This window comes from Flavobacterium sp. TMP13 (genome assembly GCF_050847115.1).
GTDB lineage: Bacteria > Bacteroidota > Bacteroidia > Flavobacteriales > Flavobacteriaceae > Flavobacterium.
Genome location: NZ_CP193656.1, coordinates 2,631,275 through 2,649,258, shown reverse-complemented (window position 1 = coordinate 2,649,258; position 17,984 = coordinate 2,631,275). Strand labels below are relative to the sequence as shown.

The following is a 17,984-nucleotide window of genomic DNA, read 5'->3' as shown; positions in this document are numbered from 1 at the left end:
TTGTGTTGGATATAGTAAGATTCACTAATTATAAACACTTTCTTTTTTGAAATGGACAGTTAACAAATAATACATTACTGCTCTGTATTTGTTTCTATTAGAGCGGCCGTATTGCTCAATAACTTCCTCTATTGCCGCATCTAAATCTTCGCTGTCGCTCAGTCCTAATTTTTTAATTAAAAAATTATTTTTTACCGTTGCTACCTCTTCTTTACTAGTGGCAGAAACCGTTGCCGAATCAGCATTGTAAATGGATGGACCACAACCGATGGTAACTTTTGTCAATAAATCCATATCAACAGTTACTCCGCATTTGTCTTTTAAATCTGACTCATACTTTAAAATTAATTCTTCTCTAGTGCTCATAAGTAATTTTTTAGGTTGATTATTATTATAAAATTATTTCTAAATTTAAACAAATTATAGGTGCCAATTACTTAATTAATAGGAAGTTCTGTAATGCCCTTAAACCAACTCTCTAAAAAACTGCATTAAAACCAAATCATTGACAATTGTTGGTGTAAATACTTCAAGAATACAAGGTGCATCGTTTTTAGCATATAATAATTCTAAACTTTCAGTTAGCGTATCTTCGTCTGTTGCCTTTAGATACTCGAATTGGTACATTTTTGCTAAATGTTCTGCAGTAAATTTGTGAGAGGTCTCGAAAAAAGTATTAAAAACGGGCGCTTCTTGATGTCCTGGTAAGATTCTGAATATGCCGCCGCCGCCATTATTTACTAAAATGATTTTGAAGTTCTTAGGAATATAATTGTTCCAAAGTGCATTGCTGTCGTACAGAAAACCAATATCTCCTGTTATAAAAACCGTTTGCTTCTCGCTGGCATGTGCTGCTCCAATTGCGGTAGAAGTACTGCCATCGATTCCGCTGGTTCCACGATTGCAAAATACTTCGATCGTTTCATCAATTGTAATTAACTGCGCGTAGCGAATGGCGGAACTGTTGCTAATTTGCAATTGACTGTTTTTGGGTAAACTGCCAATTACTTTTTCAAAAACCTTGAAATCAGAAAATTCAATTTTCGAAAGATATTCATTGGTCCTTATTTTTCGCAATTCCACTACTTTTTCAATGTTTGAATAATAGTCGCTGTGCATGACCTGGGTTTTCTTCAAAAAAGTGTCAAAAAATGCATTAGGCTCCATTTTGATATGATTCGATAATGCTCCAAAAGTATCGTATGCGCGCAAAATATCGATATGCCAATGTTCTTTGGGTTTGTATTTTCTTAAAAAAGCTTTGATGCGTTTAGAAACAATCATTCCGCCAAAAGTCACTAAAATATCCGGTTGCAATTGAGCGAAATCACCGTCGTTAAAAGGCGTAATCAAAGTATCAATGTGATCGATAAAAGTAGGATGGTGCAAGTTAGAAGTCGTCTCGGTAAAGACCACAACCGACTCGTCATTGCCAAACGTTTCGATCGTTGGTGCGGAAATAGAATTGGGTTCGTTAACTCCAACTAAAATCATTTTTTTGCTGGCTTTATTCCAGCTTGACAGCAATTCTTCCAAATTAGGAATAGCGGTTGTCTGATTTTCTTTTACGGAAGTGGAAATAAATGAATGGACAGACAAAGCTGAAACCGTCTCGTACAAAGGTTCTTCAAAAGGCGCGTTAATGTGCACTGGGCCTTTCTTTGAAATTGCCATTTCGATGGCTTCATTGATTTTTACATCATTTTCTACCGAAGCATTCTCGGTTAAATTGGCATTGTAAACCGTATGATTTATAAAAACATTTTCTTGTCTAATGGTTTGTCCGTCACCGATATCAATCTTACTTTGCGGACGATCTGCAGAAACTACAATAAGCGGAATCTCGCTATAAAAAGCCTCAGCAATTGCCGGATAATAATTTAACAAAGCCGAACCAGAAGTGCAAACCAAGACAGTCGGTTTTTTTGTTTGCTGCGCTATGCCCAATGCAAAAAATGCAGCACAACGTTCATCAGCAATACTGTAACTTTTGAAACTTGGATTACTGGCAAAACCAATTGTTAAAGGTGCATTTCTAGAACCAGGAGATATGATAATTGTAGTGATCTCTTTGGCCAAAAAAATCTCTAATATACTTTGTGCAAGCGCTATTTTAGGGTAAATCATGTATTCGGATTTGAAAGACGTAAAGATACAAAGATGCCAAGGTTATTCCTTATTCTAAATAAGTTTTCTTATTTTTGAGTTTACTTCAAATTAAAAAAATAATATTTATTATGAGATTAATTTATACGTTATTCTTTTTGGTGTTTTTTCAATTTTCTGGTGCACAAAATGAATGGAAACATAGTGAAATCACTTATACCGATGCACTGATTCAATCAAAAAAGGAAAATAAACCCATTTTCATCATGTTGTATGCTACTTGGTGTCCACATTGTAATGTAATGAAATCTACCGTTTTTAGTGATCCGAAAGTAATGGATTTTTTGGATAAAAATTACATCACTGTTTGGAAGGATATTGAATTAGAGGAAGGCATGCAATTAAAAGAACAATATCAAACAAAAGGATTGCCTAGTTTTATATTTGTTGATAATAAAGAAACTGTTCTTTATAGTATCAAGGGACAAATGAAAACTGATTTATTCATGTATGAAGTTCAAAATGCTTTAAATCCGCTACTGCAATTGCCTTATTTAGAAAAACAATTTTTAGCTGATCCAAGCAATGCCAATAAATGCTTAGCTTACATTCAAGCGCTTAGAAAAGGTGCTGATAGAGAACGATTGTCTAAACCAACTCATTTGTATCTGGCCACGCAAACTGATCAGCAATTGGCTTCAGAAACCAATTGGCGCATTATTGCAAATGGCGTAAGTGATATTGAATCGCGCGAATTTCAATACGTTTTAAATCATAAAAAAGACTTTGAGAAAGCTACATCACCGGCGCGTGTCGAACGAAAAATTATCAATATTGTTTCTGAATTGTTGGAGCTGCAAACAACAAGTTTGGACAGTATAACCTATTTTAAAAATAGAGCAATAGCCAAAACGATAGCGTTACAAACAATTGATTCTCTTATTTTTTCGTATGATTTGACTTTGGCAGAGCGCAGTGAAAATTGGGGATTGTACAAAAGAACGACATTGAACGACACCCAAAAATATGTTTGGAGTAGGGACAGCAAACTAAAAGAAATTGGGCAAGTATATCTTAAGGAAATAGAAGATGTTTCCGCCTTAAATAAAGCTATTGATTGGGTACAAAGAGCGATTGAATTGAATTATTCTTCGGATGGAAATTTATTGCTTTCGCGTTTGTATTTGAAAATTAATGATAAAAAATCAGCGGAAGCTTATGCTCAAAACGCAAGAGATATTGCTGTAGAAATGGACTGGAGTACCAAAGAAGCGGATGATTTATTAAAAGAGATCAAGGCTGTATAAATTAATTTTGATAGTATCTTTGCACTTTTACAAATACTATGGATTTTACTTTACTCTCTTCTCCCCTACAAGGATTTACTGATTTTCGATTTAGAAATGCCCAAAATAAATTTTTTGGAGGAATTGACACTTTTTACGCGCCTTACATTCGGTTGAACGGAAAATTAGAGATTAAAAACTCGTACCAACGCGATTTACTGCCTGAAAACAATTCTAGTTTAGAGGTAATTCCGCAGGTAATTACCAATGATCCTGACGAATTTATTTTTGTGGCAAAGTACGTTAGATCATTAGGATACAAAGAATTGAACTGGAATTTAGGCTGTCCTTATCCGATGGTTACAAAATGCGGAATGGGTTCTGGATTGATTAAAAACACAGCACAAATTAATACTATTCTAGAAAGAGCACACGCTGAAACTGATATTATTGTATCTATGAAAATGCGTTTGGGCTACGACACTACCGAAGAAATTCTTGATGTTTTGCCGATTCTAGAAAAATTTCCTATAAAAAATATTGCCATTCACGCTCGTATAGGAAAGCAATTGTATAAAGGTGGCGTTCATTTGGACGCATTTCAACATTGCATTGACAACAGCAAACAGAAATTATATTACAATGGCGATATTACTTCGGTAGCAAAGTTTCATGAAATGCAACAACGTTTTCCTACTATTGACCATTGGATGATTGGACGTGGTTTGATAGCCGATCCATTTTTGCCAAGCATGATAAAAAATAATACTACTGAATATCCTAAAAACAAAATGGAAATCTTTAGTGCTTTTCATGATACTTTGTATGAAGGCTATAGCGAATCTTTATCTGGACAAACGCATATTTTGCTAAAAATGCATCACCTCTGGGAATACTTTTCGGTCATATTTTCAGATCCACATAAAGTTCATAAGAACATCAAAAAATCTAAAAGTATACGAAATTATGAAGCTACGGTGAAGGAGATTATTAGTAAAGAAAAATAGTTTTTATAGCTAAACTATCTACGAATAACTTCTTTTTAATATTTGATAACAGTATCGCTATTGAAAAAAATCTAACTCACGCGACTTTAAAAAGCAGGCTTTATTTTAAATAAAAATGAATAGAAATTGCTCATATATAACACGGAATAGAAGAAATTTAACGCACATTTGAATAATCAACTTCATCGCAATGAGGCACAAAAAAAGAGTTTGACTGGCAAACTCTTTCTTATACTTGTATGATTTTAAAAACTACGCCTTAATCCAATTGATAATTTGAGGATCTGTTGGTAAAGTTTTTGGTTGAATTACATGTACTAATTCTCCTTGTTCGTTAATTAAATACTTTTGAAAATTCCATGAAACTTCTGAATCTTCTAAACCGTTTTTAGATTTTTCAGTCAAGAATTTATAAATCGCAGCCATATCATCTCCTTTAACCGAAATTTTACCCATCATCGGAAACGTTACTCCATAATTTTGCTGACAAAATTCGCCAATTTCTTCATTGCTTCCAGGTTCCTGAGAAGCAAAGTTATTTGCAGGAAAACCAACAATTACAAATCCTTTATCTTTATATTCTTTGTAAATCTCTTCTAAACCTTTGTACTGCGGAGTTAATCCACATTTTGAAGCTGTATTTACAATTAGTATTTTTTTTCCTTTCAATGAAGCAAAATCAAAAGTATCTCCCGATAAATCTTCCACCTTAAACTGATAAATTGTTTCTTTTGTCATCGCTTTTTCCGCTTTAATTTCTTTTTTCTTATTGGATTGTGCTTGATTCTGGCAGCTAAAAAGCAGCATTATTCCACAAACAACTCCTACTAACTTTTTCATATTCTTATATTTTTTATAAAATTAATCAAATTCAAAAGCAACTGCTTGTTCTTTTAGAATTAATTATGATTCAACACTTGTTAAAAAAAAAAGAATGACCGTACTTCCTAATTTGGTATGTGATACTTATTACGATAAACGACTAGTTACTTATACGTTACCAGAACTATTAATTACAAGAGTATTACAGGCGTAAATTACATTTCTTCAACCGATTCATTTTCATGTCTCAATTCGATTGTGTTGTAATTTGACTATACTTAAAGTCAGCTTTACATAAATTTTGCTTTACATAAATTTTGCAGTATAGCTCTACAACTACTTTCTCAAATATATGGTTTACAGTACAATGGGCTCTGAGAACGTGTTTACATCAAGTGACTTATTCAAAGTAAAGAATATATAAAGAGTAATGTACAAGAATTTCAGTGGCTCTAATTTAGCACTCAGTAGTAAATTAATCGAATAGTTTTTATAAAAGAATATAAAGTGCCTCTTGTAAAAATTCAAGATAATTACGAATACTATTGTTTTATCTAGATTTGGTTAAATTTAAAAGTAGTTATTCGCTAAAGTCTCGTATTTAAATGCATTAGTATTTAAAATGAATTGTATAAGTTTGTAATACTTTAATCAAAATCATTATGACCCAAGACGAGTTATTAGTTTTAATTTATAAAAAAGACGAAAAAGCTTTTACCTATTTATACGATATGTATTCTAAAAGTTTATTTGCGGTCATCAACACATTAATTAGAAATCGAGAAGAAGCCGAAGATGTTTTACAAGAAGTTTTTGTGAAAATCTGGAAAAATATCGATTCGTATCACGAAAGTAAAGGGCGTTTTTATACTTGGATTATTAATATTGCTCGAAATACTTCCATTGATAAACTGCGTTCTAAAAATTTTAATAACAGTCAAAAAAACCTTTCTTCCGATAATTTCGTACATCTATTAGACGACAGTAATAAATTAACCGATAAAATTGATACGATTGGAATTCAAGAGTTTGTAAAAAAACTGAAACCAAAATGCATTCAGATTATTGATTTATTATTTTTTAAAGGATACACCCAACAAGAAGCGTCAGACGAATTGGCGATTCCTTTAGGAACTGTCAAAACACAGAACAGAAATTGTATTAACGATTTACGACTTTATTTAAAATTATAATGGATACAAAACTATACATCGACTCCGGAATTTTAGAACTTTATGTTTACGGTTTATTAACTGAAACTGAAAACCTAGAAGTGGCCGCTTTGGCTAAACAGCATAGCGAAATAAATGAGGAGATCATTTCAATCGAAAAAGCTATCGTTGCTTTATCTGCAAGTTTTTCGCCTTTTCATTCGGTTGCTAATTATGAAAAAATAAAAGCTAAACTAGAACTGAAATATGGAAAAGTGGTTGAAATGAAACCAACCAAATCACCATTTACGTATTTGGGCTGGGCTGCTGCGGTACTTTTAATGATTGGCTTTGGCTATCAATACCAGCAACTAGACGAAACGAACAATCAAGTGGTGGTTGTAAATGCAGAAAAGGAAAACTTAACGAAGTTGGTTGATTCGATGGCGGTACAAAACAAAACAATCGCAACGAGTTTAGCTGTTGTTCGTGACCCAAAAAACACGGTTATCTCTTTGGGGGGGCAAGCGGTTGCTCCACAATCATCGGCAAAAGTATATTGGAACAAAGAAACGCAAGTAGTTTATGTAGATGCTTCTGGTTTACCTAAGCCACCAAGAGGAAAAGTCTATCAAGTTTGGGCTTTACAATTAGCACCTGTTTTAACACCAACTAGTATTGGTTTATTGAAAAACTTTGACACTAACGCCCAAAAATTATTTGCGGTTAGTGCTACGGGTTATGCTGAAGCGTTCGGAATTACTTTAGAGCCAGAAGGCGGAAGCGCTACTCCAACTATGGAACAATTATATACGTTAGGAAAAGTATAAATTTATTTTTCCTTTTGAATACCAAACAAAAAAGGTTCAACGATATGTTGAACCTTTTTTTTGATCATATATTTTAACCTCTTATTTCTTGTAATACTTTCTATATTTCGGGTACGTTATAGCTCCTATTAAAGTCATCGTTCCTAATGTATACCAAATCCAATCTAATGATTTTGATTCTCCGCTGGCGTAAGAGTGCAAGCCAACTAAGTGAAAGTTTACACCATAATACGTAAACAGAATAGATACAAAAGCAAACATACTCATTAAATTAAAAATCCATTTACCACGCAAAGCTGGTACAAAACGAGCATGAATTACAAAAGCATAAATCATAATACTAATTAAGGCCCACGTTTCTTTTGGATCCCATCCCCAATAACGTCCCCAACTTTCGTTTGCCCATTGTCCTCCTAAGAAGTTTCCAATAGCCAACAAAATTAAACCAATCGTTAAAGCCATTTCATTAATATAGCTAACCTCTTGAATGTGCAAGTCCATTTTTGCTTTGTTCTTGGAATTGGTAAAGAAAATTAATAGTAAGGCGACAAAACCTAAGATCATTCCTAATGCAAATGGACCGTAACTTGCGACAATAACTGCTACGTGAATCATTAACCAATAAGAGTTAAGAACAGGCTGCAGATTAGCAATTTCTGGATCAATCCAGTTTAGATTTGCTGCGAAAAAAATCATAGCGGTTACAAAAGCAGAAGATGCTACGGTAAGCTTTGATTTGCTATCAAATGCTAAACCAAAAAACATCGTTGCCCAAGCTACATAAACAATAGATTCGTAGGCATCACTCCAAGGAGCGTGACCCGAAATATACCAACGTGCAATTAAATCAATGGTATGAAGTATAAATATTACTACTATTAGTATATGAAAACCATTAACTGTGATGCGTAAAAACTTTTTATCGAAGAAAATACTGCATAATGTAAAAATTAGCATTAAAATACCTGATATAGAGTACCAATAAATCATTTTTGGTAAAATATCATACTTATTGTAAGCAATCTCAAGATCAACTTTTTGATCACTTGGATGTACACTTGCACCAAACTTCTTCTGAAAACCACTGATACTTTCTAGCAGCTCGTCGGCAGTTTTATAATCTTTTGTTTTAGAAGCATTATTTAATGCTCCGAAATACAATGGTAAAATTTGTTTGGTATAGGTAGCATCCATCCCTTTTAATCCCGCTTCATTCAACTCCAGATACGAAATCCATTTGTTGTTTGCATCATTTGGAATTGGGAAGATTTTTAAAATTCTTCCGCTAAGCGCCGCTTCCATCAAGTTTACTTTCTTATCGGTTTCGATAAAATCTTTCTCAAATTGATTTGGATTTGCCGATTTATACGCACTTTCTAAATATTTAGATAATTTGTAATTTCCTTTAGCATCAAAGAACGAAACAAAGGGTGCGAATTTAGCATCTTTTTCTACACCAAGTAGTTTGCGAATGCTATCGTTACCTGATTTAATGTAAATAATCGGAATCTCGATCCACACTTGCGCATATTGTGTCATCGACAATAATACTTGGTCAGAGTTCATTCCTTTGTAATTATCACTTTGACTTACCTTTCGAAGCAACTCAGAAGAAAATGTATTGATCGGTTTCATACGACCACCAGCATCCTGAATAATTAAGCGTCCAAATTTAGCTGCATGTGCTTCCGGTGCTTTAAAAGCTTGCAAAAGCGAATCTAATTGCACACGAGTGGGCGGAATAGAATTACTGTGTACGTGATCTTGCTCGGGTTCAGCAGTAGCTGCAGCTGCTTTACTCGAATCTACTATTTCAGTAGCATGATCGTGTTCATGATCATGGTCGTGGTCGTGATCATGCTCTTGCGCGAAACCACTTAAGCTAACTAATAAAAATAAGGCGGTAAGCAATTTACTTTTTTTAACTTGCACTTTTTCTAATTTTAGTTTTATATCTGCAAAACGAGAATGCTTAGTAAACATAATCGCCATTAGTCCCAAGTACAGTAAGAAATACCCAAAATAGGTAATTGAAGTTCCCCAGAAATCATGGTTAACAGATAATACTGTTCCTTTTTCATCTGGATCAAAAGACGATTGAAAAAAGCGATATCCTTTATGATCTAAAACATTGTTCATAAATATTCGTGCATCAAACTTTTCTGCTCCATCTAAAACGGTTACTTTACTCTCAAACGAAGAATAGCTTTTTTCTGTTCCTGGATATTTTGCAGCAATAAAATCATTTAATTTTAATTTAAAGGGCAATTCATACACCTTACTTCCGTAGAATAAAGAATATTCTATAGCTCCGATTTTAACCGTTTTTGGTTCTCCTAGTGCTCCTTTGGATCCCAAAAGCGTCACCTCTTTTTCTTGGCCTTCTGCTTTAATTTTTACAACTAAAGCATCAGTGTGTGCTTTGGCTTTAAAATCATTATCCGATCCGTAAGCAACCACACCTTTTACAGCTGGGTCTGGGAAAACGACGCGCATATCGCCGATGCTGTACAACGAACGCATCATTAGCGGTTGCACGATATCTTTATCAACTTTACCTTCAAGCTTATCGGCCATTCGCATAAAGTTTCCCTCAAAAGGCGTCTGAATTGTGTATTCTTTACCTGTTGTAGTAATATTTATCGCGCCATCTGTTGGTTTATTCAATGCAAATAATACATTGTGAATGTTTTGTACTTCGCCTTCTTTTAAAAAATGTTCATGACGCCCACCATCTCCAGCTTCTACTATTTTCAGATATAAAATTCCAGCATCATCTGGCTTAATTTCCTCTTTAGCTCCCATTATAAAATCTACATATTCAACCTCAAAAGGCGTTTCTGCAAATTGACCTGACATGCTAAAGTTATTATTAGTTACTGGCGATAGTAGAAGGTCTTTATCAAATGCTCGACGTCTCATTTCACCCTTATATTCCCCATCAGCAAAAACGGTGATAAAGGTTTTATCAGAATAAATTCTGTTTTCGGTAGCGCCTTCGCGAATTGGCATCATTCCTTCATAACTGATATATCTTGTGATGAAAGCTCCTATAAGAATAAAAATAAAAGCGAGGTGCAATATAAGTGTTGCCCATTTTTCTTTCTTATTTAATTGGTATCTCTTAATATTTCCTGCGAAATTTATTAAGAAGAAAACCATAATAACTTCGAACCACCAGGCATTATAAATCCAAATTCTAGCGGTATCGGTATTGTATTTACTTTCGATAAAAGTTCCGGTAGCCATTGCAATTGCAAATGTTAAAAAAAGAACAGCCATTAAACGTGTAGAAAACAAAAACGAGAATATCTTTTTATCCATTATTTTGGGGATTACAGTATATAAAAAAGTCGCACAAAAGTACTTAAAATTGTTGACTTTAAGATTCGCAACATTGTTAATTATAACCAAAAATGCTATTTGTTTTAAAAAAAGAATATATTTTTTATAACTATATATTAAGAGTTTTGCCCCTATCGTGCGATCAAAATCATTAAAAAAATTCTTAATTTTGCGAAATGATTAAAATTGTAATAATCGGTTCTGGAAACGTTGCGCAGCATTTGGTAGCAGCATTTGAAAATAATGCTGCTGTCGAAATTATTCAGATATATTCTCGAAAAGAAAACTCAAAAATTGCGGGTATTGATACCTACAGGATGGTGTATGATTTAGCTTTTTTAAAAGAAGCTGATTTATATATTATTGCAGTTAGCGACGATGCGATTATTGATGTAGCAGCGCAACTTCCGTTCATCAATAGATTGGTGGTTCATACCTCGGGAACAGCACCTCTTACTGCTATAGACATAAAAAACAGAAAGGGTGTTTTTTATCCCTTACAGACCTTTACTAAAAATAAAGCGGTTAATTTCAATACCATTCCAATTTGCTTAGAAGCAGAAAACAGCACCGATTACCGGGTTTTGGAGGCTGTTGCCAAAAGTATTTCGAATGCCGTTTATCCCATTAATAGTGATCAACGTAAAGCATTGCATGTTGCAGCAGTTTTTGTCAATAATTTTACCAATCATTTGTATCAAATTGGAGAAGAAGTGTGCAGAGAACATCAGGTTTCTTTTGAAGTTTTAAAACCTTTAATCAATGAAACAGTGGCAAAATTAAACGATTTGGCACCAGTTGATGCTCAAACTGGGCCAGCAAAACGAAACGATCAATCTACAATTGAAGCTCATTTGGATTATTTAACCAATAATAATCAAAAAAATATTTATAAAATTCTAACTCAATCTATACTCGATAATGGCAAAAAGCTATAAAGAAATAATGAACAACATCACTACTTTTATTTTTGATGTAGATGGCGTTTTAACAGATGGATCTGTAGTAGTAAATACAAAAGGAGAAATGCTTCGTACGATGCATACACGTGACGGTTTTGCTATGAAGGCTGCAGTTGAAGCTGGTTATAATGTCTGCGTAATTTCTGGAGGAAGCAATGAAGGCGTTCGCTTGCGTTTGCGCAATTTGGGGCTAACTGATATCCATTTGGGCGTTGCTAATAAAGTAGAAACTTTTGATGAATATACCGACGTTTATAATATTAAACCCGAACAAGTTTTATACATGGGAGACGATATTCCTGATTTTCCAGTTATGAAATTAGTAGGGTTACCTACTTGTCCGCAAGATGCCTGTCCTGAGATAAAAGGAATTTCAAGCTATATTTCGCACGTAAAAGGCGGAAAAGGAGCTGTTCGTGATGTAATCGAGCAAGTAATGAAGGTACAAGGAAAGTGGATGGAAAATTTTAATGGGAAACACGATTAAGGGTAGTTTTTACTTGTTAGTGCTTAATTATTATTGGAGCGTATGTCTCTTAATGATACTAATTCTAAACCTTTCTCCGTCAGTACCTCTCAACCATTGTAACTCTTTAGCTCAGAAAATCTGAACCTTGAAAAAAAAATGAAGTACCTTCAACTTATTCGCTACCAAAACCTCCTTTTATTGGCTTTCATGCAATTGGTTTTTAGGTTTGGGTTTATGGTTTTTGACAACAGCACGTTCGCTTTAAATAATTTTCAATACGGTTTATTGGTATTGAGTACTGTATTAATTGCGGCGGCAGGATATATAATTAATGATTTATTTGATCAGGAAAGCGACCGGATCAATAAGCCGGACAAAGTGAGTATTGGTAAATGCATTTCTGAAAAAAAAGCCACTACGATTTATTTAGGTTTAAATATAATTGCCATTATAATTGGTTTTTATTTAGCCATTGTTGTCCATAAAGCTCTTTTAGCTTCTCTGTTTATTTTAGTGGCTGTAGTGCTTTATTTATATTCGGCAACACTCCAATCAATTATGCTGGTTGGTAATATTACTGTAGCATTAACCTTAGCATTTAGTGTTATAATTATCGGTTTTTTTGATTTGTATCCGATTATGAATAGCAATAATCACACTCAAACAGCACCTTTATTTTCAATTTTGATTGACTTTGCAGTTTTTGCTTTTCTAATTAATTTTTTAAGAGAAATAGTAAAAGATATTGAAGATGTAAACGGAGACTATAGTCAAGGCTTACAGACACTGCCAATTGTATTTGGAGTGACACGAGCATCGTTAGCTGTATTTTTCTTTGCTTTTTTTCCACTCATCCTCTTAATTTTCTATATCAAAGAATACTTTTTATCAAAAAATTTATTTTTGGCCGCCTTGTATACTTTCGCTTTTGTAGTGGTGCCACTACTCTATTTTATAGTGAAAATTTGCAGTGCCAAATCAAAAGCTCACTTTCACCATTTGAGTACAGTTTTAAAATGGATTATTTTTTTCGGAATAATTGGTATTATGGTTATTTCATACAACACAAACTTGCAAAATTATGCTTAAAGAAAAATTAGCCTCGTACCAATTAATTTTGGCTTCAGGCTCACCAAGAAGACAACAGTTTTTTAAAGATTTGGATTTAGATTTTGAAATTCGAGTGAAAGAAGTTCAAGAAATTTATCCTCAAGAATTAAAGGCGGTGGAGATCACAGATTATTTAGCACAACTAAAAGCGGATGCCTTTGAAGGAGAATTACAAGAAAAAGAAATTTTAATAACGAGCGACACTATCGTTTGGCACAATAACAAAGCATTAGGAAAACCAAAAGATGAAGCTGATGCGTTTGCTATTTTAAAATCTTTGGCAGACAGTACACATGAAGTTATTACATCGGTTTGCTTTAAAAGTAAATCACAAACGTCTGTTATTTCCGATGTGACGAAGGTTACTTTTGCAGCACTAACAGATCAACAAATAAACTATTATTTAAAAAACTACCAACCATACGATAAGGCGGGCTCTTACGGTATTCAAGAATGGATTGGATTTGTTGCTGTAACTAAAATTGAAGGTTCTTATACCAATGTTATGGGATTGCCAACTGCAAAAGTCTACGAATATTTAAGTAACTTAGAATAAAAATATAAAATATGTCTCTCATTAATGATTATCTGAAAGAACTTATATCGTCAGGAATTGTTCTGACTTTGTGGTTTATACTGCGAATGCTTTTTGCGAAAGTTGTTCTTAATTACGCCAAGCACAATCAAAATATTGAACATCGAACTAATTTGGTGCTCAAGTACATCAATATATTGTTGAATATTATCGTTTTTATCAGTCTAATTATTATTTGGGGTGTTCAAACCGCAGATATTTTTATCACTATTTCGTCAGTAGCAACAGTCATTGGAGTTGCCATGTTTGCACAGTGGTCGATTTTGAGTAATGTTACTTCAGGTATGATTTTGTTCTTTTCATTCCCTTTTAAAATTGGTGATACTATAAAAATTCATGATAAAGATTTTCCTATCGAAGCTGAAATTATCGATATCAATGCGTTTCACGTTAATTTAAAAACAGCAGATGGCGAACGAATTGTATATCCTAACAATCTATTATTGCAAAAAGGAATATCTATTATTGACATTCCTCGCGCCGAACATGAATTCTTTGATTAGATTCTAAAATTATTCAAAACTTTAACAATTCGCAATTTAAAAACACAACTACTTCATATTCATCGCATATTTTAAAAAAAGCTACTCAAATATTCAGAAAAACGACCGTGAACGCTATTATTTTAAATTCGGTTATTGTTTCTGGCACGGTATATGAAAATTGATTTTCAAGTACGAACTTTAAAAATTAGAAATTATGAAAACTTTAAAAATATCTGCCAGTATAGTACTTTTACTATTTGCTTTTGCCTCTGCACAAGCCCAACTTTCGGTTAATGTTAACATTGGTTCAGCTCCGGTTTGGGGACCACCAGTAAGTGCAAATGTTGATTATTATTTTTTGCCCGACATTAATACGTATTACGATTTAAGAGCTTCTCAATATGTATATCAAAATCAAGGCCGTTGGATTCGCTCAAGAAATTTACCTGTTGCATACAGAAACTATGATTTGCGTCACGGAAGAACAATTATAATAAATGATTATCATGGGAGATCCCCGTATGATTATCACCACAAGCACCAAACCAAGTATCGTAAAAACAATAATCACTATTACGGTCACAACAAAAACTATCACAAACATTACGATAAACACTACAATAAACAGTACCAAAAAAATCATAAAAAACATTACAAAAAGCATTATGATGATGATGATCATGACGATTAATTTAAAGCACCCTAGTGGTGCTTTTTTTGTAATTATATAAATTCGGCGTTAAATCATATAACAAATTTTACTCGTTTATTTATCATTTTTGAAGAACCAAAACCAGTTAAATTTTCCCTCTAAAACCTTCACTACATGATGATCAAAAACGATATGCCAGTTTATATTAAGCTTCCCTTAATATTAGTTAGTTTATTAAGCATCGGACTAATTTTCTACTTAGCAAGAAATGTACTGACTCCAGTGCTTTTGGCATTTTTATTTGCTGTACTTTTATTACCAATCTATACTTTTTTAAATCGCAAATTAAAATTTCCAAACACATTAGCTTCGGCCGTTTCAGTTCTAATTTTCATTTTAGTCATCCTAATAATTCTAGCATTTATATCCTACCAAGTAAGTATTATTTCTGGCGATTTCGAAATCATAAAAAAGAACGCGACTTCATTTATGTATGACTGTCACAAATACATTAAAGAGCATTTTAGCGTAAGTATATGGGAACAAAAAAAATACATTCAGGATGTTACGAAAGACTCTGTTAAAAAAGGAAATGAAAGCATCGGCACCATGTTGGTTTCTTTCACCGATATTTTGTTAGACAGTACTTTAATACCAATTTACACATTCTTATTTCTATTATATAAAAAACATTTTATCCTTTTCTTATCTAAGTTGTTTAAGAAAGACAACCATGAAAAATTGCGCGAAATTTTGTTTCAAATAAAAATATCGATTAATAATTACATCATGGGTTTAATTTTTGAAATGATTGCCGTGTCCGTACTTACAAGCGCTGGCCTTTATTTCATTGGAATAAAATACTTTATTTTACTGGGACTATTGACTGGAATTTTAAACATGATTCCGTACATTGGAATTCTTGTTGCGGGTGTTCTTACCGTTGTTGCTTCGTTTTCTGGATCACCTGATTTCAACATTGTCATGGGAATATTGATTGTAAATATTATTGTACAATTAATTGATAATAATATTTTAGTACCTTTAATAATCAACTCCAAAGTAGAAATTAATGCTTTGGTATCTATCATCGGAATTATAATAGGTGGAGCTGTTGCCGGTATTGCTGGTATGTTTTTGGCGATCCCGCTTTTAGCGATATTAAAGATAATATTTGATAGAGTCGAAGGTTTAGAGCCTTGGGGTTACTTGATGGGTAACCATTTACCGAAAGCATTCACTTGGAAAATTAAGCAAAAATCTGAAACAGAAGTGTCGTAAGCGTTCTATTTTCTTGCATTTTCAATGTGTTTTTTTACTATTAAGAATCAATGTATGTTTCGAAACTTTAAATTATTATTTCTCTTTTTTACGCTCCTTTTCTGGGGAAGCACGTTCGCGCAGGTAAATAAAACGAGAAAGGATTCGACGGATGCTTCGTATTCCAAAATAGAAGACTACTCGAAGAAAAATAAGTTCACTAAAATCATGCACAAGCTCGTATTTAGATCTGCTAAACCGAGAAAACGCGAAGTCGAAAATACTGAAACAGCGAATTCTGTATACGCTGAAGGTAAAATCATTCGAAAAATAAATATTGTTACACTCGATCCTTTTGGTCATTCTGTTACAGATACAACCAGAATGCCAAAAAATTGGGGCGAAAGAGCGGGGAATTCACTGCACTTAAAAAGTAAGAATCTCGCGATTCGCAATTTATTATTATTTAAAAGAGATGAGCCGTACAACGGGTACCAGATCAAGGAAACCGAACGTATTATTCGTTCCCAAAAATACATTAGCCGAGTAAAAATTACCGAAGAGCTAATTAGTACAAGCTCAGATTCTGTTGATGTTACGATTCGAGTATTGGACTCTTGGAGTTTGTTGCCTAAATTTGCGATCTCTTCTTCAAAAACCACAATTGGTTTTGATGAGCGTAATGTTTTTGGTACTGGTCATCAATTAAAATACAAATTCACTCAGCGATTTGATGATTCGAAAAATGCCAACAATGTAGAATACTTTGTTCCCAATCTCTTAAACACCTTTATAAGCACCCAACTCTTTTTTAATAATGATTTAGATGGCTACTACAATAAAGGCCTTAGTATTGATCGTCCTTTTTACTCTGCCTTAACTAAATGGGCTGGTGGTGTTTATTTGGCACAAAATTTTCGCCGAGACAGTCTTCAAGCTCCAGATTTATCGTACCAATTACAAAACTTTAAGTACAGTACGCACGATTTTTGGGGAGGTAGAGCTTTTAAAGTTTCCAATAATAAAATGGGCATCGACAAGACGACCAACTTAATTATTTCGGGCCGTTTTTTAAACATAGAGTATGTGGAGCAACCTGATGATTTATATGATAAGCCCAATTTCTTTTCGAACGAAAAACAATTCTTAGTTGGTGTCGGAATAAACACTCGAGAGTTTATCAAAGACCGTTATCTATTTCGATACGGAGTTACCGAGGACGTTCCTGTTGGAACTATATTGGGATTAACTGGAGGATATCAATATAAAAATGAAATTTGGAAGCCCTATGTTGGTGGCCAAGTTTCGTACGGAAACTATTTTAAATGGGGATTTTTGAGCACTAATTTTGAGGCAGGAACATTTTTCTATCAAGGAAATACGTATCAAACAGCATTTAATTTTGAAGTTAATTACTTTACAAATTTAATGCAGTGGGGCGATTGGAAATTTCGCCAATTTATTAAACCACAGTTAATTATTGGTTTAAACAGGGAAGATTCTATTGGTGATTTATTAAATTTAAATGAGAGAAATGGTTTACCCGCCTTTGATACTGATATATACGGACGAAGTAAAGCGATGCTTACGGTGCAAACCCAAACCTATACGCCAAAAGAGATCTGGGGCTTTCGTTTAAATCCATATCTAAATTATACTATTGGTTTTTTGGGTGATGATAATCGCAGTATGGCAAGAAGCAAACCTTTTTCTAAAGTTAGTTTAGGATTACTAATAAGCAATGACTATTTGGTCTTTAGTTCCTTTCAATTATCAATATCCTATTATCCAAACGTTCCTTATGAAGGTGGAAGTTCTTTTAAAACTAATGCATTTCAATCTGCTGACTTCGGATTTCAAAATTTTGAGCTAAATAAACCTCGAACAGTCGATTATAATTAAGT

At 33.5% G+C, this 17,984-nt stretch carries 16 protein-coding genes; 12 read left to right on the top strand and 4 right to left on the bottom strand.

Translation table 11 applies throughout. The features are described from left to right. Positions 1-24: 24 nt before the first annotated feature. Together ACRASX_RS11590 and menD are read right to left on the bottom strand one after the other, a co-directional pair. On the bottom strand, positions 25-366 hold the full coding sequence (locus tag ACRASX_RS11590) for a DUF2853 family protein (RefSeq protein ID WP_066308105.1): 342 nt from the start codon (positions 364-366) through the stop codon (positions 25-27). A 99-nt stretch (positions 367-465) separates the two neighbouring features. Then, positions 466-2,127 (bottom strand): 2-succinyl-5-enolpyruvyl-6-hydroxy-3-cyclohexene-1-carboxylic-acid synthase, encoded by a 1,662-nt coding sequence (menD, locus tag ACRASX_RS11585; RefSeq protein WP_432221337.1) that lies wholly within the window; start codon positions 2,125-2,127, stop codon positions 466-468. A 110-nt stretch (positions 2,128-2,237) separates the two neighbouring features. Here menD and ACRASX_RS11580 point away from each other — a divergent pair, with 110 nt between their 5' ends. Together ACRASX_RS11580 and ACRASX_RS11575 are read left to right on the top strand one after the other, a co-directional pair. After that, the gene (locus ACRASX_RS11580) at positions 2,238-3,413 is read left to right on the top strand and encodes a thioredoxin family protein (RefSeq protein ID WP_432221336.1); all 1,176 of its coding nucleotides are present in this window, start codon (positions 2,238-2,240) and stop codon (positions 3,411-3,413) included. 38 nt (positions 3,414-3,451) lie between these two features. Further along, complete coding sequence (locus tag ACRASX_RS11575; RefSeq protein WP_432221335.1) at positions 3,452-4,399, top strand: tRNA dihydrouridine synthase; 948 nt, start codon at positions 3,452-3,454, stop codon at positions 4,397-4,399. Positions 4,400-4,651: 252 nt separating this feature from the next. On the opposite strand, the gene ACRASX_RS11570 is transcribed toward ACRASX_RS11575, so the two are convergent. Next, complete coding sequence (locus ACRASX_RS11570; RefSeq protein WP_066308119.1) at positions 4,652-5,239, bottom strand: glutathione peroxidase; 588 nt, start codon at positions 5,237-5,239, stop codon at positions 4,652-4,654. Between the two features lie 644 nt (positions 5,240-5,883). On the opposite strand from ACRASX_RS11570, the gene ACRASX_RS11565 reads away from it, so the two are divergent. Next, on the top strand, positions 5,884-6,414 hold the full coding sequence (locus tag ACRASX_RS11565; RefSeq protein ID WP_432221334.1) for an RNA polymerase sigma factor: 531 nt from the start codon (positions 5,884-5,886) through the stop codon (positions 6,412-6,414). Continuing rightward, a complete protein-coding gene (locus ACRASX_RS11560; protein ID WP_432221333.1) occupies positions 6,414-7,202 on the top strand; it encodes an anti-sigma factor in 789 nt (262 codons plus the stop codon). Before ACRASX_RS11565 ends, ACRASX_RS11560 begins: the two co-directional genes overlap by 1 nt. Positions 7,203-7,283: 81 nt before the next feature. Here the strand turns inward: ACRASX_RS11560 and ccsA are convergent, their stop codons facing one another. Further along, a complete protein-coding gene (gene ccsA, locus ACRASX_RS11555) occupies positions 7,284-10,526 on the bottom strand; it encodes a cytochrome c biogenesis protein CcsA (protein ID WP_432221332.1) in 3,243 nt (1,080 codons plus the stop codon). A 197-nt stretch (positions 10,527-10,723) separates the two neighbouring features. On the opposite strand from ccsA, the gene ACRASX_RS11550 reads away from it, so the two are divergent. From ACRASX_RS11550 to ACRASX_RS11515, 8 genes are all read left to right on the top strand, one after another. Beyond that, a complete protein-coding gene (locus ACRASX_RS11550; RefSeq protein WP_432221331.1) occupies positions 10,724-11,485 on the top strand; it encodes a Rossmann-like and DUF2520 domain-containing protein in 762 nt (253 codons plus the stop codon). After that, positions 11,469-11,996, top strand: coding sequence for a KdsC family phosphatase (locus ACRASX_RS11545; protein ID WP_066308136.1), 528 nt, complete (start codon positions 11,469-11,471; stop codon positions 11,994-11,996). The genes ACRASX_RS11550 and ACRASX_RS11545 overlap by 17 nt, the downstream gene beginning before the upstream one ends. Positions 11,997-12,134: 138 nt before the next feature. After that, positions 12,135-13,067 (top strand): geranylgeranylglycerol-phosphate geranylgeranyltransferase, encoded by a 933-nt coding sequence (locus ACRASX_RS11540; RefSeq protein WP_432221330.1) that lies wholly within the window; start codon positions 12,135-12,137, stop codon positions 13,065-13,067. After that, entirely contained in the window at positions 13,060-13,644 is a 585-nt protein-coding gene (locus tag ACRASX_RS11535; protein ID WP_066308142.1) for a Maf-like protein, read from the top strand. The genes ACRASX_RS11540 and ACRASX_RS11535 overlap by 8 nt, the downstream gene beginning before the upstream one ends. A gap of 11 nt (positions 13,645-13,655) precedes the next feature. Continuing rightward, positions 13,656-14,186 carry a mechanosensitive ion channel domain-containing protein gene (locus ACRASX_RS11530; RefSeq protein ID WP_432221328.1) on the top strand — a complete coding sequence of 177 codons (531 nt, stop codon included), beginning with the start codon at positions 13,656-13,658 and terminating at the stop codon, positions 14,184-14,186. A 196-nt stretch (positions 14,187-14,382) separates the two neighbouring features. Next, positions 14,383-14,859: a hypothetical protein gene (locus ACRASX_RS11525; protein ID WP_432221327.1), complete on the top strand. Its 477-nt coding sequence runs from the start codon at positions 14,383-14,385 to the stop codon at positions 14,857-14,859. Between the two features lie 135 nt (positions 14,860-14,994). Further along, entirely contained in the window at positions 14,995-16,101 is a 1,107-nt protein-coding gene (locus ACRASX_RS11520) for an AI-2E family transporter (RefSeq protein ID WP_432221326.1), read from the top strand. A gap of 207 nt (positions 16,102-16,308) precedes the next feature. Further along, a complete protein-coding gene (locus tag ACRASX_RS11515) occupies positions 16,309-17,982 on the top strand; it encodes a hypothetical protein (RefSeq protein WP_432221325.1) in 1,674 nt (557 codons plus the stop codon). Positions 17,983-17,984: the final 2 nt, after the last annotated feature.

Bases quoted from the DNA above. Each gene is read 5' to 3' on its own strand.
- ACRASX_RS11590 (WP_066308105.1), bottom strand. From the start codon at position 366: ATGAGCACTAGAGAAGAATTAATTTTAAAGTATGAGTCAGATTTAAAA.
- menD (WP_432221337.1), bottom strand. From the start codon at position 2,127: ATGATTTACCCTAAAATAGCGCTTGCACAAAGTATATTAGAGATTTTT.
- ACRASX_RS11580 (WP_432221336.1), top strand. From the start codon at position 2,238: ATGAGATTAATTTATACGTTATTCTTTTTGGTGTTTTTTCAATTTTCT.
- ACRASX_RS11575 (WP_432221335.1), top strand. From the start codon at position 3,452: ATGGATTTTACTTTACTCTCTTCTCCCCTACAAGGATTTACTGATTTT.
- ACRASX_RS11570 (WP_066308119.1), bottom strand. From the start codon at position 5,239: ATGAAAAAGTTAGTAGGAGTTGTTTGTGGAATAATGCTGCTTTTTAGC.
- ACRASX_RS11565 (WP_432221334.1), top strand. From the start codon at position 5,884: ATGACCCAAGACGAGTTATTAGTTTTAATTTATAAAAAAGACGAAAAA.
- ACRASX_RS11560 (WP_432221333.1), top strand. From the start codon at position 6,414: ATGGATACAAAACTATACATCGACTCCGGAATTTTAGAACTTTATGTT.
- ccsA (WP_432221332.1), bottom strand. From the start codon at position 10,526: ATGGATAAAAAGATATTCTCGTTTTTGTTTTCTACACGTTTAATGGCT.
- ACRASX_RS11550 (WP_432221331.1), top strand. From the start codon at position 10,724: ATGATTAAAATTGTAATAATCGGTTCTGGAAACGTTGCGCAGCATTTG.
- ACRASX_RS11545 (WP_066308136.1), top strand. From the start codon at position 11,469: ATGGCAAAAAGCTATAAAGAAATAATGAACAACATCACTACTTTTATT.
- ACRASX_RS11540 (WP_432221330.1), top strand. From the start codon at position 12,135: ATGAAGTACCTTCAACTTATTCGCTACCAAAACCTCCTTTTATTGGCT.
- ACRASX_RS11535 (WP_066308142.1), top strand. From the start codon at position 13,060: ATGCTTAAAGAAAAATTAGCCTCGTACCAATTAATTTTGGCTTCAGGC.
- ACRASX_RS11530 (WP_432221328.1), top strand. From the start codon at position 13,656: ATGTCTCTCATTAATGATTATCTGAAAGAACTTATATCGTCAGGAATT.
- ACRASX_RS11525 (WP_432221327.1), top strand. From the start codon at position 14,383: ATGAAAACTTTAAAAATATCTGCCAGTATAGTACTTTTACTATTTGCT.
- ACRASX_RS11520 (WP_432221326.1), top strand. From the start codon at position 14,995: ATGATGATCAAAAACGATATGCCAGTTTATATTAAGCTTCCCTTAATA.
- ACRASX_RS11515 (WP_432221325.1), top strand. From the start codon at position 16,309: ATGCACAAGCTCGTATTTAGATCTGCTAAACCGAGAAAACGCGAAGTC.